Below are 25051 nucleotides of genomic sequence, written 5' to 3' on the forward strand. Positions count from 1 at the left end.
AAAAACAAAAATTATTAAGATGAGAAGCAAAAAGCATTAATATTTAGTTAAGCAAAATAGTAAATAATTGAAGTATCTGAAAATACGTTACAACAAATCTATCTTTTATCTCTCACAAAAGTATCTTTAAAAAGACTTTGATATACATGTGAAAACTTGCTCACTGCAAAATCCTTCTGAATCTCAATAATCTTTACTTAGATTTACGCAAATTGGCAGCTCAAAAGTATTGGTAATTACTAAGTGAAAATTATTCACTCTTAAGTTCAGAATAGCAAAAAAAACTTACAATCGTCATTTACGGTTAATACACAGGAATTGAAGGGTCAACTAACATGGAGTAGGCATCAATACCACCAGAAATATTTTTCACATTTGTAAATCCTTGATTAACCAGCCACTGACACATCTGAGCAGAACGAATGCCATAATGACAAAGTACCAAGGTTTCAGCATCAGGATCTAAGCGCGTGTGAATTTCATTTCCCCATTCAGCAAATCCACTTAGAGGCAAGTTAACAAAACCCTCAATGTGAGCGATCGCGACTTCCTGTGGTTCACGCACGTCCACAAGCTGAAGATTAGGCTCACCTTGGGACAAACGTTGGGCGAGTTCTTCTACACTGGCGTTGCATAAAATGGGGATGAATAATGAACCGCCAAGATGCCAAGAATGCCAAGAATTGAGTTTTTCAATTAAAAGAGAAAATAAAATCATCCCGCAAATATGCAACGCCCTTCTACACTAATTTGGGTAATGGCTTGAGGTGTCATTCCGATTTTAAACTTTAGATTGGAGATTTTTCCTAGATACTATTTATGTTTGCAGAAAATAGTCATCTTGACCAGGAAAAAATACTTACAGGACTTTGAGCAATACTTTCCGTATCAGGCAACGGAGAACTATTAACAGGGAACAGCTGGAAGAATGTGTAATTTATTTTCTAATGTTACTTATTTCTCTATCCCCTATCCCCTCATAATTGATAATTAGTAACTGAAAACAGGTAATTTATGAAACAAGCCTTATTCTTTCGTTCTCTAGCAGCTATTACGATGATGCTGCTATTTATCAGTATTCCTGGTTGTAGTGGCTTATTCGGTACAAATTCTTTTGTGGGAATTAGTGGAACTACACAACAGCCTGGTGCGGCAATTTTTGTATCTCAACAAGCACCAGTAATGATGTCAATGCTGGTAAATCCCGATAAATTACAAGTATTGGAACGTGAGGGAGAACTATCCAAACTAAAGACCAGTTTATTAGCTAGCACAGGTCTAGATTATAAACAAGATATTCAACCTTGGTTGGGAAATGAAATTACCTTAGCTGTCACAACCCAAGACATCGATCGCGATCCTAGTAACGGACAGCAGTTGGGGTATCTCATGGCACTGGCAACCAAAAATCCAGAGAAAAGCCGTGAATTTGTGGATTTGTTATTTTCCAAACGGGCGATCGCTGGGGCAAACTTAGCCACAGAACAATACGAAGGCATCAAGTTGATTTTTGACTCTCCACAAGTAGATCCAAAATCTAAAATGCAAAATTCTTTGGCTGGCGCTGCTGTTGGTGATGATTTTATCTTGTTTGCCAACGATCCCAAAGTGCTAAGGGAAGCTATTAATAATGTCCAGGGTCCTGATCTTAATATAACTACCTCTAGCCAATATCAGCAAGCTGTCAAACAAATACCCAAAGGTGCATTAGCCGTAGCGTTTCTCAATCTTCCCAATATCGCCCAATGGCAAGGTTTAAAACTGCCAGAACCAGCAACTTATGACAGCGAAATAGTCTCTGTAGTCCTAACCAACAAAGGATTATTAGCAGAAACTAGTTTACTAGCACAAGGCGAAACAGCACCACCTTTAGAGCCGTTATCTCAGCCTGTGGGAGCATTACAATATATCCCTACCTCAGCAGGTTTAGCGATCGCTGGAAAAAGTTTAAGTAGTTTACCTAACAGCAATTTAAATCAAGTTTGGGAACAAATCAAAGTCGCTATATCCGGTTCAGAAAAAAATATAGTTTCTGGTTTAATCAAACCTGTGGTAGATCTGCAAACAGATTCAGACATCAACTTAAAAGAAGATATTTTTACCTGGGTACAGGGAGAATACGCCATTGGATTATTACCCCGTTCAGGACAAGCAAATCCCGATTTTGTGTTTGTAGTCGAAAAAACTGAAACCACACCAGCAGGAATTTCTCGTTTAGATGAAATCGCATACTCACAGGGATTGTCACTGAATACTTTTGATATAGACAAACAAAAAATCTCAGCTTGGACACAATTAAAAGCTACAAAAGTAGCCGATCCTCAACAGCGAGAAAAATACACAATAGAAGCTAAAGTTTCCGGAGTGCGTATTAGCCAAGGAAATTATGAAATTTTGGCTTCCAACCTTGAAACAATGAATGAAATTATCAATGCTAAGAACAATTCCTTGATTAGCGATCGCCAATTTAAAAATAGTATTGCTGCCATTCCCCAACCAAACCAAGGTTACGTGTATCTGGATTGGGCAAAAAGTCGAGAATTATTAGAAAATCAATTTCCAATTCTCAAACTAGCAGAAATATTGGCAAAACCCATCTTCGAGAACTTACGATCGCTCACCATGAGCAGTTACGGTAGCGACACAAAAATATTCAAAATTGGTGTGTTCTTTCAATTAGGTAAATAGTCAATTGTCATTGGTCATTTGTTATTTGTTAGTGGTTAGAAATCAGTGGACAGTTAACAGTAAGTAATATAATTTGATAACTGACGCCGAATGTGAATCAAATAGGTTGAGCTTGGAAAGTAAGAACATTGATGCCAAAACAGCGAAGAAGCAATAGAAGTAATGTGTGATATCATGTCCGTTTAAAGACTTATCATATCTGTGAAGGCCGGTAATTGGTAATGGGTAATGGGAAAACCAATTACCTGTTACCTATAAGGTCAACCATATCGTAAGTAATTAGCCGGAATTGATATCAGACTTATGGTGAAACGGTATTACCCCATCTGATCTAACCAGTAACCAACATCAACGGCTAGTTTTTGTCCTAACTTCAATAATTGTCGATGCTTAATAACGTCCTCACCATTAGCGATCGCTGTTTGACATTGAGGCAAAATTTTGTTGTACAAACAACTAAAGTATAGTTCTTGAGAACGATCCAAACAGATGCCTACATTTAGCTGATAGGCAACATCAATTAATCTTTCCAGGCGCTGGATATCTGCATCAAATGTATCATTAGCATCGTGCAACAATTGCCAAAGTAATCGCAAAATCAACTGTTCTAACATCTGCTTGCCTTCGGGAATATTTAACCGACAGCGCAGGTGTTTAGCTTCACTAGCGATCGCTTTTAATTCCAGGATATGATTTATACTTGATTGTGGTTCGCTGATATCTTGCTCTAAGGCGCGTAGTGTGTTCACACAACGATAGCTTAAAGCTATTTCTGCGGCTACTTGCAACTCTTGTGGTGCTGGCAATTCATCCCGATGGAATGCCATTATTACACCGTAATTATCTCGATATGTTTGTGTATAAAGTTGGTCTAGTCTACTCAGTGTTTCTTGACTCAACAACCGCATCAAGCGATGGCGTTCTTCAGCAAAGAGATTTTCTAAGCTAAATGCTTGATCCCCAAATAACTGCATCATCACTAAGATAGTGTTTGCTGCACTTGCTTTTTGCAGTGATGCCAATAATTTTTCTTTGATTTGACTGTAAGTACGTCTTCCTTCAAATGGTTGAATGCAACAATGGAAATCCCAACCTCCTAAATGCAGCACTGCAAAAACTAAATGTTCACTTTCCCAAGTGATTTCCGATATTAGCTTTAAGTGTCCGACTGCTAGTGTCAATGCTCCCAGCCGTTGCAGATGGTAATCTAACTCATGAACGTTATAACAATAAACGCGTTTTTGATAAGGATGGGAATATTTGACAGTGCAGTTGTTAGGTGATGTGCCATTGCCATTGCGGGTTTCGCCTTTGTGATTGTTAAACAAAGAAGCGATCGCGTGATGGGCTGCAACTTGCTTAAATGTGATTTGTGAAGTTGCCACTAGTTGGCGGTAAACTTCTCCACCATGTTTGAAAATATCAACATTACTGGGAGCAATGGCAAGGCGCTTGAGGAATTCTTTTTCTAGTTGTACACCTGCCACATCTCCCGCTAGTTCTAAAGCACGGGCAGCATAACGTAGAATCTGCGTTCCTTCTGGGCGGGATATTTCTTCAAAAAACCAACCACAACTTGTAAACATCAACAAAGCATGACGCTGCATTTCCAGCAAACGTAAAGCGTCTACTTGTTCTGCATTGGTAAGTTTGTGAGTTTGATGGCGCTCAAGGAAGCGGTGAATGTTGTGAGGTGAACGATCCAGAATTACTTCGATATATTCATCTCGTGCTTGCCAAGGATCACAGAAAAACTGTCTGCCGTGTTCTTCATATACCTCTATCAGGCGATCGCGTAACCAATTTAAGGCATTTCGTAACGGGCGACGCCATTCTTGATGCCATTCACCGCCACCACCACAACCGCAATTATCCTGCCATCTATCAACACCGTGGGCGCAACTCCAAGCGGTTACTGGTTTTAACTCCACTTCCCAAGTTGGAGGGTTCAAGCTGAGATAATGGGCAAAGTTGGTAACTGTCCAACCCCGATGCGGAAACTCTTTGGTAAAGGCATAGGCTAGAGTCTTCTCTGTTCCTCCCTTGTGATGTCCAAAGGTTTCTCCATCTGTCGCTACAGAAATTAACTGGGCGGGACGACGATCCCCACGCACCGCAGAACCAATGCGTCCTGCTAAATGACCGGAATTGTAGAGAACATCACTAAAACCCATGTCCCGCGAAATTGGGCCATCGTAGAAAAAGATATCGATGTAGGGAAGGGATTGGTGATCGGGGATTGGTGATTGGGAAGTAGAATTTTCTATCTCCCGATCCCCATCTCTGGGGGATAAAGAAACTGTACTCAGAGGAGAGGATGCTGTGCTGAGTGTGGGTTTGAGATAGCAACGATAGGGACGGGTGGGATCAATTTGACTACCGCCGACTTCGTGCCATTCTGGATGGGGATTTTCCTTAGTGGGTAAAAGGCGACAACGCTGTGCTTGGGAGGGCGCTAGGACAATAAAGCGAATTCCTTCTTTGACTAATGCTTCCAGAGTCGGGTAGTCTACAGCAGTTTCTGCCAGCCACATACCTTCGGGGTCGCGTTTAAAGCGGGATCGGAAATCTGCTTTGCCCCAACGAATCTGCGTATATTTATCGCGCTCGTTGGCCAGAGGCATGATGATATGGTTATATACTTGCGCGATCGCATTGCCATGTCCATGCAAACGTTGACAAGATTTGCGATCAGCTTCCAAAATTCGCTGATAAACTTCTACATCGTGGCGTTCTAGCCAAGACATCAGGGTTGGGCCAATATTAAAACTCAAAAACTCGTAATTATTAACGATCCCCACGAGTTCGCCTCGGTCATTTAGCACCCTAGCAAAGGCATTTGGACGATAGCATTCGTGATGAATTCGTTCATTCCAATCATGAAAAGGTGCTGCACCTGGTTGGCGTTCGATCGCATCCAAATATGGATTTTCCCGTGGTGGTTGGTAAAAATGACCGTGTACAGTCACGTAAACACCCGTAGCCGTCATCAAGGGATTAGGCATTTTGGCGTTTGTATAATTTTCTTGCGATGTCAAATTTATACCAGTTTGACCTGGCAGTTCAGCAGCAGAAGTCATGTAGTATATCCAAAATCAAAAATACTTGCAATTGTGCCGACAAATATATGCGTACCTTTTAGAGCGGCATGTCCAGTAAATATTAGCGTAGCTAGACGGCAACGACGAGATGAATGCAATTAGAGTATAGCTCATAGTATTACGGGTAATCTGCATCATCAAGCAGTCGTTTCCTGAAGTTCAGGAATAGAACAGCCATTGAAAAAGCCTCGTGACAGGTTTTTCCACTGGCGTACCAAAAATTTAATTGTCTTTTAATATATTAAACACGATTTTTGGTGTAGTATCTGCGGTTTAATAAAAAATTTTGCAACGAAAAGTTATCAATTCTCCGTAAAACTCCACTCTATTTTACAAAATTTGCCATCTGCGAGGAAATAGTGAAATTTAGGAACTACTGAGAGCGATTGAGGGGAGGTGGGGAGTGTGTAGACGCGCTCAAGCGGCTTCCCGTAAGGGTGGAGTAGTAAACTATTAACCACTAACTACTAACTACCAACAATCAACAAACAACCACCAACAAACTCTTGACTATTAACCATTGACAATTGACCATTGACTATTAACCATTGACCATTGACTATTAACTAATGTCAGGTAAAAACATTCTCTTTTTAGTTCTCTTGCTTTTCATTCCGGTTTCTGTGGCAGCCCACTTTTTAGAGTGGGGAGATTTAATTGTTTTCATTACAGCTGGATTAGCAATTTTGCCCCTAGCAGCGAGTATGGGTACAGCCACAGAAGAAATAGCTGTGGTACTAGGCCCGACTCTGGGAGGATTATTAAACGCTACCTTTGGCAATGCCACAGAACTAATTATTGCCATTGTTGCCTTGAAAGCAGGGTTAGTAGATGTAGTCAAAGCCAGTATAACCGGCTCAATTATCGGCAATTTACTATTGGTGATGGGTTTGGCTATGTTGTTGGGTGGACTGCGTCATAAAGAACAGACATTTCAACCGATAGTAGCGCGGATGAACTCAGCTGCTATGAATTTGGCAGTGATTGCTATTTTATTGCCAACAGCAATGAACTTTACCTCGCCAGGAATTGGCGAAAAAACCCTGCAAAATCTTTCCTTAGCAGTGGCTGTTGTATTAATTCTGGTTTATGCCTTGACACTGCTATTCTCGATGAAAACTCACTCCTATCTTTACGATGTGGGTGTAGCAGAAACAGAAGCTTTGGAAGTTGCGAATCACAAGCCCAATATGTGGTTTTGGAGTGGGGTGTTACTGGTGTGTACTTTATTAGTAGCAATAGAATCAGAACTACTTGTGGATTCTTTAGAAGTAGCTACATCTAAGTTAGGCTTAACAGCGTTATTTACAGGGGTAATACTTGTTCCTATTATTGGCAATGCTGCTGAACATGCTACGGCTGTAACTGTGGCCATGAAGGACAAAATGGATCTTTCCCTTTCCGTAGCGGTGGGATCAAGTATGCAAATTGCTCTGTTTGTAGCTCCCGTGTTAGTAATTGTGGGGAAAATTTTTGGGCAACCTATGGATTTGGATTTTAGTCCCTTTGAATTAGTGGCCGTGGCTGTATCAGTTCTAATTGCAAATACCATTAGTTCTGATGGTAAATCAAATTGGTTAGAAGGCACATTACTTTTAGCAGCTTACATGCTCTTGGGATTTGCTTTTTACTTCTACCCAGTAGTTGATGGTATAAGTTAGTGAGTAATGGGTAATGGGTAATTGGTAAGAGCGCCCATTACCAAACCCGTTCACCATTAACAACAAAGTTGGCGGGTGGTGAGTCCAGTCCTCATCTTGGCTTGTTGCCCTTTCGGAACAAAACTGGTATGGATGCCCGTAGAGTGGCTGATGGCAGAATACTCAAGCGACTATCCCCATTTCTCTCACCTGGTAGCAGACTACAATTGCCTAAACCTGAGCGCTACATTGACAGTGTTAAATTTAAAAATTAAGCATAGAGACAATAAAGTATACTTAAATTTACGCCTTTTTGCCTTTTTTGTTTACTACAACTTGATAGTAGGCAGATATTAGCTTTATCTGATTTAAAACTCAGATTTTGATTTGCCATCTGTCAAAGGAGGCAATTTTAAGACCGCACCAGTTTTTTGAAAAAAACAACTATATTTTTTTAGTTGAAAATACGCACTATTCCGGAGCATTAACTATTTAGTATGTGAAAGAAAATATGGGCGTTAGTAAAATGAAATACAATGAGTGATATGGGTCTACTGATAACGGGCGTGTTAACAACAGGACAACCATCTCTGCCCAATTTCCCGGAGAATTTACCGGTTCAGCTAGACAATGACATAAATCAGTCAGAACAAAGTCAGTTATCTGAGGTTGTTCCTGCAAATCAGATCACACCACCTGAATTTATACCACCGGATGAGCAGGTTGCTGTGGTGTCGTTAGCGATCGCATCAGATACACTAGATGACAATTATCAGATCAAAGGCTTCGCTGATTCCGAGTATTCACCAGTTGTAGCAGAAAATGCTGTTGCAGATAATGTTAACTACTCAAATGTACAACCAGAGTTCACTCCTATCTCTGAAGCGACAGAAAATGACGACACTTTTTTAGTTGCTTTTACTTCTACTACTCAAGGTCAAGATATAAATAAATATACTGCTGTGCCGCTAAAGTCTGTTCACCACCAGCCACATTATAGGGCGGGGGGACTTCCGCAATTGCCTCGTGTCAGAACTCAACAACCCAGAGACTATAAAAGGGTGGCAAAATTTCCCAGTTCACCTAGTCCAGCTTTGCCAATTCTGGGTTTTGGTCATACAGGTGATACTGTCAGAGTATTACAACGGTTGCTACGATCTAATGGTTATAGAATACAAGTAGATGGGATTTTTGGAGCTTTAACAGAATCAGCAGTCAAAGCTTTTCAAAATCGCCGGAATTTAGTTTCAGATGGAATAGTAGGTCAAAGAACGTGGCGAGAGTTAACTAAGTAGTCAATTGTCAACTGTCCATAGTCAAGAGTTTTTTATTGATGACCATTGACAATTGACCAATGACCAAATTACCTATATTTATGTTGTTCTAATAATTGTTGCGCCCTGGGCTTGTAGATTAGGTAAAACAAAGCTTCAATATAACGCAACAAATCTTCTCGATTTTGTTTGGAAATAAAGTTCCAGAAACCATAAATCCGTGCTAGCGATAGCAGTTTGTTACTATGAATTTTCCAGGTATAGGTACTGTAAACCCGATTTATGGCTTGTTGAGAAATTTCATACCAATAGTTGGGATTTTGCTCACATTTACTGACAAAATTCAAGATTTTTGTGGCTGTTTCTTCTAAATGTGTAGGGTTGATGTAAAAGCCGTTGACTTGATCTTGAATAATTTCTAAAGGTCCACCAAACTGAGTTGCAAAAGTAGGTAAGCCAGAAATCATTGCTTCTAATATTGTCAAGCCAAAGGCCTCAAATAAAGCAGGTTGTACAAAAATTCCCTGGTGGTCAGCAATGACGCGGTAAACTTCTCCAGAATCGGTTTTAGATAGACGTACACCTAGCCAGCGAATTTTGCCTTGAAGATTGTACTGCTCTATTATGCGGTAGAGTTTGACAATTTCTTCTCGTTCTTCATTGTCTGTTGATTCTTCTACACGCAACTTACCCGCTACTAAAATTAAGTTGCAGTGGTCCTGTAATTCTTGACTTTGACCAAAGCATTCAGCTAAACCTGTGAGATTTTTGATCCGATCCAGACGGGCCATGGAAAACAGAGGGCGTTTGCTTGGATCATCAAGTTTGCCAAATATCTGGGCAGAATCTTCTAGAGTAAAAAGCATCTCTTCTATGCGCCGGCGATCGCTTTCTACTCGATCTTCACTACGTGTATAGGGGAAGAAGTAATTCTCGTTCACCCCTGGTGGTACAACGTTGAATTTGGGGCTAAATAGTTCAATCCCATTGACCACATGGTACAAATCTGGCATGGTAAAGCACTTGTAAGATTCGTACTGTCCGATACTGTCCGGCGTACCGACGATTTCTTGGTAGGTGCTGCTAATGATAAAGTTGGCTGCATTCATCACCAACAAATCAGCGGTGAATTGTAACGAAAAATGATACTTATCTTCCAAATCTTGCCAGTAAAGGTTACTGAACAAGTATTTAGATTTTTCCAAAGCATGGGCTATGATGCAGTGAGTGACGTCTAAGCGACGTGCCAATAAAAATGCTACTAAATTCCCATCTGAATAATTACCAACTATAAGATCAGGTCTACCTTGAAATTCTGCCAGTATTTCTTTTTCAGCATCGATCGCATAGGTTTCTAGATAAGGCCACAACTCAAACCGAGAAATCCAATTTTGCGTCATATTAGGATTAAATTCCCGTAAAGGTACACGCAAAATCCAAGCATTTTCTGTTCCGTGAACCTTTTCTAGACGTTGATTACAAAGTGTATCCTCACTATTAGGGATGAGACGGGTGAGAATAATTACTTTTGGCTGGACATTCAATCCTTCTAAGCCTGCTAGTACTGCATCTTCTTCTAACTGCTTTTCTAGATTCCTAGCTTGATCGAGTACGTACACCACTTGACCGCCAGTATCAGGACGCCCTAATACTCCCTCTTGTCCAAACCACCCGTGGGGAGATACCAAGACGATTCTAAAAATCATCGGGATGCGAGATATAAAGGCTTCTAAGGTTTGGGGGTCGGGAGAATCGATCAATTGATCAAGCATTTCTAGGCTTTCCTGTACGCGGGCGGCGGTGTTACCCCAACCCGGTTCAAAACCCATCGTTTGCAATTGGAAGCGAAATTCTTCGTAGGGTTGTTGACTGGGGAGACTGCTGACGAAAGCGATCGCAGCTTTTATTTGTTGAGAAAGTTGCTGTTGAGACTGAATGCGATTATTTATTAGTAGCTGGATGCCGTTATACTGGTGTAGACTCAAGAAAATAAATAAACTTTCCTGCCATTGCTTCGGATCTTGGAATAGCTTACTAGATAAGTAACGGTTTAGTAATTGTACTCCCTTGCCGATATTTTTTGGATCGCGTAGAACTGGAGAGTAGTCGTAAAACGGGCCAAAATCCAATTCCAGCAAGTCGCCTTCGTTGGGATGGAAGCGATTCACTAGGCGATCGCGCAGATCCAAAAGTTCCTGTACACTCATCGGTTCCACATTCAAATCATCTGTTAGTCGATAAACCTCTTGAGTGGCAATTTTGGGACGAATAATAAAGCAAAAGCCAGAAATATCTTGAATGATTTCTTGAGTGTAATAGATGAGTTTACCTAAGCTTGATGAAGCACTAAAATGCTCAGGTTTTTGATAATTTGTGCAATATTCGCTATATACATTCAATATATCATTCCGCAGTAGATATTTTTTGTCTTGATGGCGTAATTCACTCAGAAATGAGCGCAAATCATTTTTTTCTTCACTTTCGAGGACTGCTTGAATTAATTCAGACATACAACTACCAAAAGATATGAAAGTTACGAATTATGAATTGGCGATCAAGAATCGGGAATCGAAAAGAGATTTTCGTGTTTGGTTGTACTAAAACAGCAGTTTGATTAGCCGTCTGGAAATTTAACAATAGAAAAGGGGTTGTGAATTCCGTGAGAGTCTTGCACCTGCTTGATCTCTTAATAAGATTTTTGTCATAATTTTGGGCATGTAGGGATGGGTCATGGCATGTCTCTCATATTGTTTAGATGTCAATCGATTTGTTTGCTCCGAGCCGTGTTACCTTATCTTCCACCAGTAAATTCTCTGGCTAGTAGCCTAACTCTGCTGAGAGCGAACTAAAAAAATGCTCTGTGAAACTTATTTTTTTGGCGGACGAAAAACTGGTGCAAGTTAAGAGTGTGTCTATATTTGCACCTTCAAGGTGAGAAAATCCTTAATTGATTCTCAAAAATTGAAAATTAATTATTTTTTTTCAATTTTTATTGTTTAACTTGTATTTTTACGAATATCCTAATTTCCCCGGCTTTGTACTCTAACTAAAGACGTAGTCTTATAAATTTATTCAATTAGATTCAATTATTGACATGACTAAAAACTAAAATTTGTGTCTGTTTTGGAAAATATAAATCTTAAGCACAGCTTATTTACAATTAGTAAACTTTTTCCTACTATTTTTTGTCCTCAATTGCTCACATCAGAAATATTAGGTTTTCTCTATGATTGTTGCAACAAAAGTTCATTTATTTGAGATTAAAATTATCCGCAAATTGAACGTCAGTAAATATAAATCAAGTTTTTTATGATACGACACATCTACCTGGTTTACCTACCTATAATTACAGTATGAGCTTATAAATATTTGGGTCGGTGCATATGAGTGAACGAACACACCAAGCAACAGCAGATCATAGTGTAGGCAACATTATGATCATCTCTTTTCTTGTCTTATGCGGATTAACTGTTATATTTTTGTTAGGAATTTTTTAGTTAGGATTCCAGAATTTTGATTTTGTGAAAACCAATCTTCTAATAGCAGCCCAGAAAGGATTAATATTGGGTTGCTGTTTTGCTTTATCTAGTTATTTTTTGTTAGTTGTTATTTGTCGGTTGAAGCTACTAACAATTTAATATTTAAAAACTTAAAAAACAAAAAACACCCAGGAGTGTTGCCGTGTTTCCACCCCAGGCGCTTTTTGTTTTACACTTGCTCCTCACACACAACTAAAAGATATCACTACTTTTATACAATGACAAGTACTTTAGAAAAATTTTTTTCTCTTCCATTATTTACCATTTAAAAAGCGCCTGGAGTGTTACCGTGTTACCACTCCAAGCGCTTTTTTATCTAAACTTACTCCTCACACACACAACTAAAGATTAACATTGTGCTTATCTATCTACAAGCATAATATGGACACTTTGACAAGTGTACCATCCTACTTTAGATAGATTAATGTAAAAAGTGACGTATGCCGGTGAAAATCATTACTAAACCGAGTTCATTTGCAGCTTGAATCGAATCTTGATCTCGCAAGCTACCACCGGGTTGCACGATCGCCATAATTCCCGCCGCCGCCGCAGTTTTGACAGAATCATCAAAGGGGAAAAATCCATCACTAGCAAGAACTGCACCTTTAGCTTTTTCACCAGCTTGTTCAAGGGCAATTTTTACCGAACCAACGCGGTTCATTTGTCCTGCACCAACGCCTAAAGTAGTGCGATCGCTACTGACAACAATGGCATTAGATTTAACGTGTTTGCAAACTTTCCAAGCAAACAATAACTCTGCTAATTCTGTGGGTGTGGGTTGACGTTGGGTGACGATTTGCCATTGACTGGTATCAGCAACAATATCATCTGCATCTTGGACAAGGAAACCACCTGCGATCGCTTTGACAGTTTCTTGAGGGCCACTGCTTAAATCTGGTAAAGTCAATACCCGCACTTTCGACTTAGCAGCCAGAATTGCTTTTGCATCTTCGTCACATCCTGGTGCGACTACGCATTCTAAAAATGTTTTTGTGAGTTCAGTTGCTGTAGCAGTATCAATTGGACGGTTAAGGGCGACGATACCACCAAAAGCAGACACAGGATCAGCATTAAACGCTTTTTGGTAAGCTGCGGCGATTGTATCTCCTTGAGCCGTACCACAGGGGTTGGTATGTTTTATAATCGTAGCAGTAGGACTATCAGTAAATTCGGCGATAATGCGGCGTGCTGCTTCTAAATCAACTAAGTTATTGTAACTGAGTTCTTTGCCTTGCAGTTTGCTAGCAGCAGCCCAACCTATTGGGTTTACACCAGTTTGATACCAAGCTGCTTTTTGGTGGGGGTTTTCACCGTAGCGCAAAGATTGTAGTTTTTTACCAGAAACAGTAAATTTTTCTGGTAGAGTCTGTGTTGGCTGTGTTTTTGTCAAGTAAGATGCGATCGCTTGATCATAGCTAGAAGTATGCAAAAATCCTTGCAACGCACACTTTTGGCGAAATTCTAGGGACGGTTCTGTGTGTTGGCGTAATTCCTGCAAATACTCGTCATATTGGCAGGGATCACACAATACCGTCACATCCGCGAAATTTTTTGCTGCTGCCCTTAGCATAGCAGGACCACCGATGTCAATTTGCTCTATTGCTTCTGCTAGGGTGACATCTGGCTTGGTGATGGTTTCCTCAAAAGGATAGAGATTCACCACTACCAAATCTATCGGGCGAATTTGATTATTTGCCAAATCTGTCATATCTTGTGGAATTGATCGCCGTGCGAGAATTCCGCCGTGAATCCGCGGATGTAGAGTTTTGACTCGACCACCTAATATTTCGGGAGAGCCTGTGTAATCTGCAACTTTTTGAACTGGTAATCCTGCATTTTTGAGAGCTTGAGCAGTACCGCCACTACTAATTAACTCAAAATCAAATTCTTCTACCAAGCTACGAGCAAGTTCAATTAATCCAGTTTTATTAGATACACTCAACAGTGCTAGACGCGCCATAATTCCCCAGCTTTATTTGATTGGTATAAGTAAGAGCAGAAGATTATTTTACAAATTGCTGGAAGTTGTGAAGACAAGTTTTTGCACAGACGCCTTTGGAAAGCTGAGTTGAGCTATGAGCCTGAAAATTAATTTTGAGGCGGATTGAGGGGCAAAACATCCGCCTTGGAATCAATTCCAAGGCTAATAGCAAAAGTCGGCTCAAGCCGACTAGAAGATGCCAAACTCAGTTAATACTTGTGGCGATCGCGGGAATACTAAACGCAGAATATATTAAATACAAACAGCACTTTCATGGCTCTGTGGCGACTTTACTATCATCTTGTTTGGACGACAAAAGAGCGTCAGCCGCTAATTACCACCAATCTAGAAACCCAACTTTATGGTTATATTATTGGCAAAGCCGATCAACTGGGTAGTATTATCCATGCGATTGGTGGGATAGAAAACCACATTCATTTAATAGCTTCAAGTCCACCCAAACTTTCTATCTCTGATTTTGTTCAAAATATCAAAGGTAGCAGCGCATATCATCTCAATCATCTTTCTTCTTCCAAAGATTGGTTTGCTTGGCAACGCGGATATGGTGTTTTTTCGCTAGGAGGTAAACAACTTGAGCAAGCTGTTGGTTATGTGAAAAATCAGAAAGCGCATCATTTCAATGGAACCACGATTTCATCTTTGGAACAGCATAATCATGAAGATGATGGTCCAAAACCCACCAAAGCGGCTTAAGCTAATTAACTTGGTCAAGCCTTCATCATGTGTATTTGAGCATAGTTAGCTTTAGCTGAGTTAAGCTATTAGCCTCAAAATTAATTTTGAGGCGGATTTGGCTAAAAGCAATATCCCGCCTTGGAATCAATTCCAAGGCTAAAAGCAATATCCCGCCTTGGAATCAATTCCAAGGCTAACAGTCAAAGTCGGCTTAAGCCGACTAGAAGATTTTGATTAATATCGATTAAGAGAGTTGAATAATGGGAGCAAATATCTGTCTTTAGAATTTATTCAGGTTCCCCCAACAACAGGAAAAGTACCTAAAGGTTTAATCGTAGCTTTGCATGGTTGGGGTGCAAATGCTGAGGATTTAGCATCTTTAGCACCATTTTTAAATTTGCCTGATTATCAGTTTCTGTTTCCCAATGCACCTTTTCCTCATCCTTATTCGCCTATGGGAAGAGCGTGGTATGACTTGAGCGCGGAGAATATGTATAAGGGATTAGCAGAAAGTCGGCAATTACTCACAGATTGGTTGCTAAGTTTAGAAAGTAGCACTGGTGTACCGCTATCACGAACGGTATTGAGCGGTTTTTCCCAAGGAGGGGCAATGACTTTAGATGTAGGATTAAAGTTGCCCTTGGCAGGTTTGGTTGTTATGAGTGGTTATTTACATCCTGGTGCAGTTCCGGATGCGACTTCAACAACAACTGCTTCACCTCCGGTTTTAATCATGCACGGTAGATATGATCAAGTAGTACCACTACGAGCCGCACTCAAGGCCAAAGAAACTTTAGAGTTGCTAGAAGTTGCAGTACAGTACTATGAATTTGACATGGGTCATGAAATACAACTACCAATGCTAGAGTTAATACGTAATTTTGTTGTCAATACTCAAGTAACCACAGAGTAGCTTGTTGCAAAATTTAGTCTCATCCCAGTTACAAAAGTTTTACAAATTCCGGTATAAATCCGGAAAATTTTCACGTAATTGATGTCCTCAAATGAGTAATATATATTGGGTGGCTGCGTCGAGCGCAAACAAACCCAAGCTGGATGCAAATGCTGCTAACGGGAGGGGCGAGCATTATGAAGACTCTAAGCATTTCCAAAAAAGAAATTGCTACCATGACTCCACAAGATGTAGAAAAGTTAGCTACACGCTTGGAGCAGGACAACTATAGCAATGCTTTTGAAGGTTTGGATGATTGGCACATGCTACGTGCGATCGCATTTCAACGCCCAGAGCTAATTGAACCATATATCCACCTTCTGGATTTAGAACCCTACGACGAAGCCTAACTATTTTGGGTTTTAGATTTTAGATTTTGGATTAGTTTCCACGAGATTTATCTGGGGGCTTGTACCATTAAGGAATTATTGGTCAATGATTAATTTTAAGCCATGACCTCAATGCTGAATCCAGAATCTACATTTCCAGACAGCAACCTGGGAACGAGCCAAAATCCAAAATTGAAAAGGGTTCTGATTGGTATAGGCGGCGGTATCGCCGCCTACAAAATTTGTGAAGTTGTTTCCACATTATTTAAAAGTGGTGTGGAGGTGCGAACTATTCTGACTAATTCTGCACAAAAATTTATCACACCTCTAACTTTTTCCACTCTCTCCCGTTATAGCAGCTTTACAGATGAAAATTTTTGGCAACCAATTTACTCTCGTCCTTTGCATATAGAATTAGGCGAGTGGGCAGAAGTTTTTTTAATAGCACCTTTAACAGCTAATACATTAGCAAAATTAGCTCACGGTATGGCTGACAACTTGCTCACAAATACTGTCTTGGCTTCCACTTGTCCTGTAGTGTTAGCACCAGCTATGAATACCGATATGTGGGAACAGCAGACGGTGCAGCAGAATTGGCAAAATCTCTTGAAAAATAGTCGTTTTCATAGTTTACAACCAGCTTCGGGATTATTAGCGTGCGATCGCGTCGGTGCTGGAAGAATGGCAGAACCGTCAGAAATTATAGCCTACATTCAATCTTTACTACACACCGCAGGTAAACGAGATTTAGCAGGAAAGCAAGTCTTAATCAGTGCTGGGGGAACACGGGAACATTTTGATCCTGTAAGATTTATTGGCAATCCTGCCACAGGAAAGATGGGGTTAGCTTTAGCACAAGCAGCATTGCATCGAGGCGCAAACGTGACCTTAGTACACGGGCCACTGAACAGTGACATACCCTTGGGAATAGAAGCAATTCCTGTAGTGAGAGCTGAAGAAATGCACTCTGCTATGATGCGGTGTTTACCAAAAGCAGATGTAATAATTATGTCAGCCGCAGTTGCAGATGTGAAACCACAAGATTACAGTCACCAGAAATTACCCAAGCGATCGCTTCCCAAATCTTTAGCCTTAGAACCTATACCGGATATAATTACAGAATTGGCAAAGCGCAAACAATCTCATCAATTGTTAATTGGCTTTGCTGCTCAGACAGGGGATATTATCACTCCCGCTGTCGAAAAATTGCACAGAAAAAACTTAGACGCGATTGTTGCTAATCCAGTAGACAAACCTGATAGTGGTTTTGGTAGCGACAACAATCAAGCCGTATTTTTAGACAAGCAAGGTCATCAGTTAGAAATTCCACCATGTACTAAATTGCAGCTAGCTCATCATCTATTTGATTTTATTGGTAGTCACTAGTCTCTAAGCAGCAGTATCAAAGAATACGACACAAAATTTTCAACTTTATATTAATCAATTTAATCAATAATGATATAAAAGGGTGCAAGCTACGGCATAATGATTGCGAGCAGAGCAGAATTGCCACAAATGATACTAACAAGGCTGACAGAAGAATTAGACAAGCTGAGTAAACATAGTACTAATGGAATACTAATTTTCTACAACCACACAGTCCTTTGGAATCTTCACTTTAACGACGGTAAGTTGATCTACGCCACAGGTGGAATGCATCCTGTCAGACGTTGGAACAGAGCTTTAAAACAGCATTGTCCGAATTGGGACTGGAATTTTGAGTCTCCTGAGTTATCGGAAAATCAACCTTGGGAATGTCAACTCCTTGCTCAAGGAATCAGTCGCAAACAACTAAGTGCAATCCAAGCTAAGTTAGTAATTCGTACTATTGTTCAAGAATGTTTTTTTGAATTAGGTAACTCTAAAGACCTGAAAAATGATTGGAAACCGACTCAAAAAGATATATTCCATTTACCCCAGCTCATAGCCTTGTCTTCCTGGGAAATACTATCAGTGCTTACAAAAGCAACGAACACCCAAAAAAAATGGCAAGCTGCTGGACTAGATCATCTCAGTCCCTGTCTAGCACCAATTTTGTCACCAACAGCAAATCCTCAAGTCATCCCAGATTCAGAAAAGAAGTACTTCAACAGCAACTTCACCCTCTGGGATATGGCGATCGAGCAGGAAAAATCGGTGACAGAGGTAGCTGTTTCCATAATGCCATGGGTGGATAAGGGTGTGCTGGAACTGCAAAAAATTCCAGATTTACCATTACCAACAATCAAACAAGTAGTTGCAGTCACTAACTCTCAATCCGAAAATAAACCGATTACATTTGTTCAGGAAGCTGTTCCGAAATCTGTAGAAAAACAACCTTTAATTGCTTGTATTGATGATAGTCCAGTATTGGCTTACACCTTAAGAAAAATATTGATACCCGCCGGCTATCAAATGTTAAGTATTCCGGAGCCGATGCGAGGCTTTTCTCAGCTTATCGAATACAAGCCTGATTTAATCTTGTTAGACTTGCTCTTACCCAATGCTGATGGTTATAGCATCTGTAAATTTCTGCGGGACACTCCCACTTTTAGGAATACACCAATTATTTTTCTGACAGAGCGGAATAACCCTGTAGATCGAGCCCATGCAATGTTGGTTGGTGCGACTGAGTTTTTAGGTAAGCCTCCACAACCAGAAGATTTATTACAAATTGTTCAGAAATATATCCGGCAGTAAGGTTATTTATGCTTGAAGGCTGATATTATCTTTATTTGTCGGTAATCAGTAATTATTTTTTAGACTACTGAATAACTATCTTTAGTTTTCTGAATTTGCCGATTGTAACACAAAATCAAGTTAATTCAAATTACCTCATCAACAATTAATCCTCCCTGAAGAAAAATCTTTGGTATATCCAAAATATGCATCGTTTTTTCATTATAAAGGGTAGCCCCTTGACAATACTGCTCATTAATTGTGTTGATAGTCTTCGGTATTGCCATTACTTTTTGTAAGTTGAGAGAAAACATGACATCGTAAATTTCTCCAACTATTACACCTGCAACTATACCCTCAACCTCTATAACTATTGCTTTAGAACCAAAGACTATACCTTGCGGTGGTAAATTCAATAATAATCCCCGTAGATCAACAACAGTAAGTATCTCACCTCGGAGATTCATATTACCAATAATATGTGCTGGGCAGCAGGGAATGGGAGTCACTTGATGAATCTCAACAAACTCCCGTACCATTTCTAAATCAATCCCAAAAAGATGATCATTTAAAGTAATTACTGCTAAAGTCTTAAAACTCTGAAAATCCTGATTTTTTGTTGGGAGTCTGAGATGATCTGCTCGTTGTTTTAAAACCTTTCTTGCTTCTAAAGTTGCATTTGGGTAGAATATAGACTTTTGCAATAGTAACGATTCAGAATCATGGGTTTGAGTTTCGTCTACATTGTAATTATCATAATTCTCTTTTTGTAGGTAGTTTGACAAAGACAGAACTTGTTTTATTTCACTATCTTCAAGCCATTGTTTTGGTTCATTCAAGATAAAAATATCATCTGGAAAATTGACAATACCAGCGATCATATTAATATTTGCTTGTTGATCTACTAGTAACTCTCGTGGATAGTTAAGATCGGTAGAAATTTTCTCAAAAGATAATTCTCTGATTTCGTGGATTTGATTAACAATCATACCCAGTTGAAAATCTTCACATTTTAAAACTACTATACTATCTGTCAAGCGATAATCTGGGGATAAATAGCCCAATTTTAGATTCAAATCTATAACTGGTAATATTTTCCCTCGGAGATTTACAAAACCAATAATTCCATGAGGAACTTCTGATATTGTTGTCAATTCTGGTAAATTGAAAACTTCTTCAACGTAAACGGTGTTAATGCCGTAGAGGTATTTATTTAAGCTCAAAGTAAGATACAGATTATTTTTCATTTTTTACTTACTTTTTTATATAGACAAGGGATTCTGGAAATAATTTTGTTTGAAACTTACTGAGTTTTTGTCCACAAAGTTCTGTATGTCCTGTGATTAAATATCCCAATGGTTGCAGAGTATCATAAAATTTGTCTATAATTTTTGCAATTACTGTTGACTCAAAATAAATAAAAACATTGCGGCAAAGTATTAAATCAATATCTCGAAAATCTGAATATGGATGAATAAATAAATCTGTGACTAAATTTGTATATTGGAAATCGACCATGCGCTTAATCTGTTCATCTAGATAATATTTGTTGTTAAACTTAATAAAATATTTTTGTATTGTTTTTATGTCAAGGCTTCTTAATGACCAAGCAGTGTAGATTCCTTGTTTGGCTTTTTTCAAAGCTTCTTTGTTGATATCTAAACCTAAAATCATCAGGTTCCATTCCTCTAAATCGGGAATCAATTCTTTCAAAATAATGGCAAGAGAATAGGGTTCTTCTCCCGTGGAACATCCTGCACTACAAAATCGGATAGTTTTGCTGTGATACTGACGTTGAATTATTTCTGGAATAATATGATTACGTAATAACTTAAATTGTTCTTTGTCTCTAAAAAAGTAACTCTCAGTATTTGTGAGAATGGCAATAAATTTTTGCCATTCTACATAGCTATATATGGTATGAGAAGCTAACACTTTGTAATAAATTTCTGGAGAAAATATTTTCAGAGCTTTCATCCGCAAAAATATTTTTTTTATCAAACTTTCTCGTTCTCGTTCTCTAATTTTTAATCCGGTATGTTTGGTGATTAACCGAATAAAAGCCTCTGTTAGCTCTACACTTAAAATTTCTGCTTCTGACACTTGGACTCCTAATTATTCTCTCTAGAAATCAAGAAAATTGTTTTGCAACAAAGATAGCAGCCTTGGTGCGATCGCATGAATTGGTAAAACCTGTTGTGCGGCTCCTAACTCCACTGCTGCTTTGGGCATTCCAAATACAATAGAGGAAGCTTCATCTTGAGCAATGGTGAAACCACCAGCTCGAGCGATCGCCTGCATTCCTTCCGCTCCATCTCTACCCATACCAGTTAACAGGATTCCTACACATGCTTGACCATAAAATTTGGCAACAGATGTAAATGTCACAGTTACCGAAGGGCGATGTCCTGCTACTGGTGGTGAGTCAGAGTAAATAAATCTACCCCTTGCATCCAGTTCTAAGTGCTGTTGTTCTGGTGCAAAATAAATTCTTCCTGGCTTTGGTAGATCTCCTGGTTGAGCAATTTGAATTGGTAATCGACAACCAACAGCTAACCAATCAAGTAATCCCTGCAAAAAACCGACATAAATGTGTTGTATGCAAATCACTGGCAAGGGAAAATCTAGTGGTAATTTAGATAACAACTCTTTCAGGGCTTGGGGTCCACCTGTAGATGCACCAATAACCACGACTTTGGGTCTAGCGAAAGATTGATCAGAGAAAGCGGCAAGATTTTCTACTAGTAAATTTTGTGTAGGTAGTTTCCGTCTTTTCCGAAATACTTTGACTCCAGATAAAATTTTAATTTTGTTAATTAACTCATTTCTGAATACCTCGTCATCTGCTAACAGTCCTAAGGTTGGCTTAGGAAAAATATCCACAGCTCCTGCATCTAAAAGCTGAAAAATATTCCTAGAATCATCTGTTTGCACGGAAACACTAATTACCAAAATTGGTCGCGGGTAGAGTGTCATCACTTCTGTTGTCAACTCTAAACCATTCATGTAGGGCATATGGAGATCTGTACAAATTACATCTGGTTGAACTTGAGGAATGAGTTTCAAAGCTTCTAAACCAGTATGGGCTTCTCCTACGACATCAATTTCTGGTGATGAGTTTAAAATTCTTTTTAAAAGGACAAGAGCGATCTGTGAATCTTCAACTAATAAAACTCTAATATTCATTTGTTATATTATGTCCGTTTAAAGACTTATCATATCTGTGAAGGTCGGTAATTGGTAATTGGTAATGGGTAATGGGAAAAATCTCTTGCTCAATGCCCAACTGCATCAGAATAATATCGTAAGTAATTAGCCGGACTTGATATTATTTATTGATTGTTGATTGTTGGTAGTTGGTTGTTATTGCTTGTTGGTTCCAAACAACAAACAGCGAACAACTATCAACACATAATAATTAAATCAATCTTCCTAATATTTCTAACAAAACATCTTGATTAAAATTACTTTTGATAATGTACGCATTTGCTCCGACATCAGCTCCCCTGGCTTTATCTGTATCAGAAGCCAGCGTTGTCACTAAAATTATCGGTAAGGTTTGATATTCAGGATGCTGACGTATTTTCTGAGTGAGTGATAATCCATCAAGATTTGGCATTTCCACATCAGAGATGACCGCGTCAAAAGCACGAGTTTGGAGTTTGTGATAGCCATCTAGTCCATCTTCAGCGACTACCACTTCATATCCAGCTTTCTCTAAGAGCCGTTTTTCTTGGGTACGAACGGGGATAGAATCTTCTACTAAGAGAATGAGTGGTTTGGTTTTGACTGTTTTCCTTGGTTTGGCAGAAACTAGGGATGTAGTTTGTTGCTGTAAAGATTTGAGCAAATCGGAGGGGTTGAGAATCATACAAACTTCTCCAGAGCCGAGAATCGTTGCTCCACTGACATTACGTACCCGCTTGAGTAACTGACTTTGGGGTTTCATGACGACTTCTTGAGTTTGCATGAGGCGATCAACAAACAATCCAAATACTTCTTCTCCCACCTTGATCAAGATACAAGGTTGGTGAATTTGGTCTTGTGGCTCAAATTTGGCAATTTCGGAATAAGCAGGAGAGTTTGAAAGTTCCAACAAATCAGCCAGATTTGCAACCAAAACCGACTGACCATCCAAGTTAATCGTTTTGCAATCTTTGTTGCTGAAGATTTGATTGGGGGAGATAAATAGAGTCCTCTGCACAAACTCAACTGGTAGAGCATGAACTATACCCTGAACTTCTAACAGCAGTACATTGTTAATCGCCAAGGTTGTACTTAGCTGAATGCGGAAGGTGCATCCTTGAGTCGGGGTTGATTCGATTTCAATATTTCCTTTGAGGCGTTCAATGGTTGTGCGGACTACATCTAAGCCAATTCCTCTACCAGAAATTTCTGTAATAAAAGTTTGGGTTGAGAAGCCTGGAGCGAAAATCAAGGCGTGGATTTGGCTGGGAGCCATGGTTTCCAGTTCTTTATAACTGTATAGTCCACGTTTGAAGGCGGTTTGTTTGATTTTTTCTGTGTCTAGTCCTCGTCCATCATCTGCTACTTCTATAAAAATGTTGTTGGCGGTTTGGTAGCCCCGTAACCAAATAGTAGCGACGGGAGATTTACCAAGTTTTTCTCGCTCAGCGGGAGTCTCAATGCCATGATCTATGGCATTACGAACCATGTGCATTAGGGGATCTTTGATTTCTTCGAGGATACGTTTGTCTGTGGTGATTTCTTCTCCTGATATGATTAACTGCACTTGTTTGGATTGTTGTTTGGCTAAATCTCGCACTGTGCGCTTCAGCAAATCAAACACCGTGGATAGAGGTAGCAACCGGAGGGTGCGAATTTTGTCTCTTAATTCTCCAGCAATAAAGTCTAATTTAGTAGTGTGTTCTTGAATTGAATTTCTTAAAGAGTAGATTCTTTTTTCTAAGCGTTCTGTATAGGAATCTGTGTTGAGTGATGACGACTCAGTCAGTTTGGCTTGGCTATAGAAAGCTTTCCATTCTTCCCAGAGGGTTGTTATTTCCTCAATAGCAGTGGCGGTATGAGCCATAGCATTTTTGGTGAGAGTTAGTTCCTCTGTCTGTGTAATTAAGGTGTCTAAATGGTAAGTTTGAACGCGAATAGTGTCGATGTGATAGGGTTGACTAATTCCTAGGGAGGGAGCGGGTAAATCTGGGATGACTGGCTTGATAGAAATTTGGGTGGGGAGTGGAGAGAGTTCAGGTAGAACTGGTAAGGATTCTGGGGCTGTGGATGGACTTACAACTCCCACCAAATGATTAAGTATCTCGGCGGTATCCACCCCTGTTGCTTCACCAGTCACGGCTTCGTATACCAAAAAACCGATCGCATCCAATCCTTGATAAAGGCGATCGCTCAACTCTGGGGTTAAGGTCATTTCTTGGCGTTTGATTCCCAACAGAATTTCTTCAAGTTGATGGGTGAGAGTAACTACGCTGTCTATTCCCAAGCTGCGGGAGTCTCCCTTTAAGCTGTGGGCTTCTCGTAGCAACTGTTGCAGTGTGGCTTCGTCTTCTGGCTGTTGTTGCAGTTGTAGTAAACCTGCTGCTAGTTTTTGTAAGCGTTCTTCGCTGGTGGTTTGATAAATGTCTCGCAGTTCTTTGTCTTCTATCAAGCTGCATCTTGATTGGGGAGCATTGCTTTTGGTGACGTCTTGTAATTCATCAGTGCTGGTGGTAGATCGCTTATTCTTCTCAACTGATGCTTGTGAGACAAGAACTAGTTGTGCTTTTGGAACTATTTCCGGCTCTAGTGGTTCTGACTGTGCAACTGTTGCCATCAATTGTTCGAGTATATCAGCGGTATCCACCCCAGTTGCTTCACCAGTGACAGCTTCGTGTACTAAAAAACCAATTGCATCTAATCCTAGATAAAGGCGATCGCTCAATTCTGGGGTTAAGATCATGTCTTGGCGTTTCAGGCTCAAGAGAATCTTTTCAACCTGATCGCCCAGAGTTACCACATCTTCTGCACCGATAATTCTAGAGTCGCCTTTAAGGCTGTGGACTACCCTCACCAACTTTTCTAAAGTAGCTTCCGCTTCATCTTTTGGCTGCTGTTGTAGATGCAGTAAACCATTTGTCAGTTTCTGTAAATTTTCTTCGCTTGATATCTTATACAGATTCCGGAGTTCTTCATCTTCTATAAACATGATCTAGTCATTGGTCAA

Annotated in this window: 16 protein-coding genes; 8 read left to right on the forward strand and 8 right to left on the reverse strand. The window is 39.7% G+C overall.

The window, feature by feature from the left end:
• Positions 1-304: 304 nt before the first annotated feature.
• Positions 305-718, reverse strand: coding sequence for a rhodanese-like domain-containing protein (locus UYK_RS0100755; RefSeq protein WP_009455171.1), 414 nt, complete (start codon positions 716-718; stop codon positions 305-307).
• Between the two features lie 296 nt (positions 719-1014).
• Here UYK_RS0100755 and UYK_RS0100760 point away from each other — a divergent pair, with 296 nt between their 5' ends.
• Positions 1015-2688: a DUF3352 domain-containing protein gene (locus UYK_RS0100760; RefSeq protein ID WP_009455172.1), complete on the forward strand. Its 1674-nt coding sequence runs from the start codon at positions 1015-1017 to the stop codon at positions 2686-2688.
• 317 nt (positions 2689-3005) lie between these two features.
• Here the strand turns inward: UYK_RS0100760 and UYK_RS0100765 are convergent, their stop codons facing one another.
• A complete protein-coding gene (locus UYK_RS0100765; RefSeq protein WP_009455173.1) occupies positions 3006-5768 on the reverse strand; it encodes a DUF3536 domain-containing protein in 2763 nt (920 codons plus the stop codon).
• 590 nt (positions 5769-6358) lie between these two features.
• Here UYK_RS0100765 and cax point away from each other — a divergent pair.
• Both cax and UYK_RS0100775 read left to right on the forward strand, forming a co-directional pair.
• Positions 6359-7450: a calcium/proton exchanger gene (gene cax, locus UYK_RS0100770; RefSeq protein ID WP_009455174.1), complete on the forward strand. Its 1092-nt coding sequence runs from the start codon at positions 6359-6361 to the stop codon at positions 7448-7450.
• Between the two features lie 515 nt (positions 7451-7965).
• Complete coding sequence (locus tag UYK_RS0100775; RefSeq protein ID WP_009455175.1) at positions 7966-8724, forward strand: peptidoglycan-binding domain-containing protein; 759 nt, start codon at positions 7966-7968, stop codon at positions 8722-8724.
• A 68-nt stretch (positions 8725-8792) separates the two neighbouring features.
• On the opposite strand, the gene UYK_RS0100780 is transcribed toward UYK_RS0100775, so the two are convergent.
• Entirely contained in the window at positions 8793-11213 is a 2421-nt protein-coding gene (locus tag UYK_RS0100780) for a sucrose synthase (protein ID WP_009455178.1), read from the reverse strand.
• A 1450-nt stretch (positions 11214-12663) separates the two neighbouring features.
• Positions 12664-14202, reverse strand: coding sequence for a bifunctional phosphoribosylaminoimidazolecarboxamide formyltransferase/IMP cyclohydrolase (purH, locus tag UYK_RS0100785; RefSeq protein WP_009455180.1), 1539 nt, complete (start codon positions 14200-14202; stop codon positions 12664-12666).
• A 294-nt stretch (positions 14203-14496) separates the two neighbouring features.
• Here purH and tnpA point away from each other — a divergent pair, with 294 nt between their 5' ends.
• The 5 genes from tnpA (at position 14497) to UYK_RS0100810 (ending at position 18879) form a co-directional block, all read left to right on the forward strand.
• A complete protein-coding gene (gene tnpA / locus UYK_RS0100790; RefSeq protein WP_009455182.1) occupies positions 14497-14937 on the forward strand; it encodes an IS200/IS605 family transposase in 441 nt (146 codons plus the stop codon).
• 235 nt (positions 14938-15172) lie between these two features.
• Entirely contained in the window at positions 15173-15832 is a 660-nt protein-coding gene (locus tag UYK_RS0100795; RefSeq protein WP_009455184.1) for an alpha/beta hydrolase, read from the forward strand.
• Between the two features lie 176 nt (positions 15833-16008).
• Positions 16009-16221: a protein IsiD gene (gene isiD / locus UYK_RS0100800; protein WP_009455186.1), complete on the forward strand. Its 213-nt coding sequence runs from the start codon at positions 16009-16011 to the stop codon at positions 16219-16221.
• A 111-nt stretch (positions 16222-16332) separates the two neighbouring features.
• Positions 16333-17586, forward strand: coding sequence for a bifunctional phosphopantothenoylcysteine decarboxylase/phosphopantothenate--cysteine ligase CoaBC (gene coaBC / locus UYK_RS0100805; RefSeq protein ID WP_009455188.1), 1254 nt, complete (start codon positions 16333-16335; stop codon positions 17584-17586).
• Positions 17587-17685: 99 nt separating this feature from the next.
• Positions 17686-18879: a response regulator gene (locus tag UYK_RS0100810; protein ID WP_009455190.1), complete on the forward strand. Its 1194-nt coding sequence runs from the start codon at positions 17686-17688 to the stop codon at positions 18877-18879.
• 125 nt (positions 18880-19004) lie between these two features.
• Here the strand turns inward: UYK_RS0100810 and UYK_RS0100815 are convergent, their stop codons facing one another.
• The 4 genes from UYK_RS0100815 to UYK_RS0100830 form a co-directional block, all read right to left on the reverse strand.
• Positions 19005-20105: a chemotaxis protein CheW gene (locus UYK_RS0100815; RefSeq protein WP_009455192.1), complete on the reverse strand. Its 1101-nt coding sequence runs from the start codon at positions 20103-20105 to the stop codon at positions 19005-19007.
• 7 nt (positions 20106-20112) lie between these two features.
• Positions 20113-20961, reverse strand: a complete 849-nt coding sequence (locus UYK_RS0100820; RefSeq protein ID WP_009455194.1) for a CheR family methyltransferase — start codon at positions 20959-20961, stop codon at positions 20113-20115.
• A 21-nt stretch (positions 20962-20982) separates the two neighbouring features.
• A complete protein-coding gene (gene cheB, locus UYK_RS0100825; RefSeq protein WP_016870724.1) occupies positions 20983-22044 on the reverse strand; it encodes a chemotaxis-specific protein-glutamate methyltransferase CheB in 1062 nt (353 codons plus the stop codon).
• Between the two features lie 232 nt (positions 22045-22276).
• Positions 22277-25033, reverse strand: a complete 2757-nt coding sequence (locus UYK_RS0100830; RefSeq protein ID WP_009455197.1) for a hybrid sensor histidine kinase/response regulator — start codon at positions 25031-25033, stop codon at positions 22277-22279.
• Positions 25034-25051: the final 18 nt, after the last annotated feature.

The organism is Fischerella thermalis PCC 7521 (genome assembly GCF_000317225.1).
GTDB lineage: Bacteria > Cyanobacteriota > Cyanobacteriia > Cyanobacteriales > Nostocaceae > Fischerella > Fischerella thermalis.

Coding starts and splice junctions, on each gene's coding strand:
- UYK_RS0100755 (WP_009455171.1), bottom strand. CDS start 718: ATGATTTTATTTTCTCTTTTAATTGAAAAACTCAATTCTTGGCATTCT.
- UYK_RS0100760 (WP_009455172.1), top strand. CDS start 1,015: ATGAAACAAGCCTTATTCTTTCGTTCTCTAGCAGCTATTACGATGATG.
- UYK_RS0100765 (WP_009455173.1), bottom strand. CDS start 5,768: ATGACTTCTGCTGCTGAACTGCCAGGTCAAACTGGTATAAATTTGACA.
- cax (WP_009455174.1), top strand. CDS start 6,359: ATGTCAGGTAAAAACATTCTCTTTTTAGTTCTCTTGCTTTTCATTCCG.
- UYK_RS0100775 (WP_009455175.1), top strand. CDS start 7,966: ATGAGTGATATGGGTCTACTGATAACGGGCGTGTTAACAACAGGACAA.
- UYK_RS0100780 (WP_009455178.1), bottom strand. CDS start 11,213: ATGTCTGAATTAATTCAAGCAGTCCTCGAAAGTGAAGAAAAAAATGAT.
- purH (WP_009455180.1), bottom strand. CDS start 14,202: ATGGCGCGTCTAGCACTGTTGAGTGTATCTAATAAAACTGGATTAATT.
- tnpA (WP_009455182.1), top strand. CDS start 14,497: ATGGCTCTGTGGCGACTTTACTATCATCTTGTTTGGACGACAAAAGAG.
- isiD (WP_009455186.1), top strand. CDS start 16,009: ATGAAGACTCTAAGCATTTCCAAAAAAGAAATTGCTACCATGACTCCA.
- coaBC (WP_009455188.1), top strand. CDS start 16,333: ATGCTGAATCCAGAATCTACATTTCCAGACAGCAACCTGGGAACGAGC.
- UYK_RS0100810 (WP_009455190.1), top strand. CDS start 17,686: ATGATTGCGAGCAGAGCAGAATTGCCACAAATGATACTAACAAGGCTG.
- UYK_RS0100815 (WP_009455192.1), bottom strand. CDS start 20,105: ATGAAAAATAATCTGTATCTTACTTTGAGCTTAAATAAATACCTCTAC.
- cheB (WP_016870724.1), bottom strand. CDS start 22,044: ATGAATATTAGAGTTTTATTAGTTGAAGATTCACAGATCGCTCTTGTC.
- UYK_RS0100830 (WP_009455197.1), bottom strand. CDS start 25,033: ATGTTTATAGAAGATGAAGAACTCCGGAATCTGTATAAGATATCAAGC.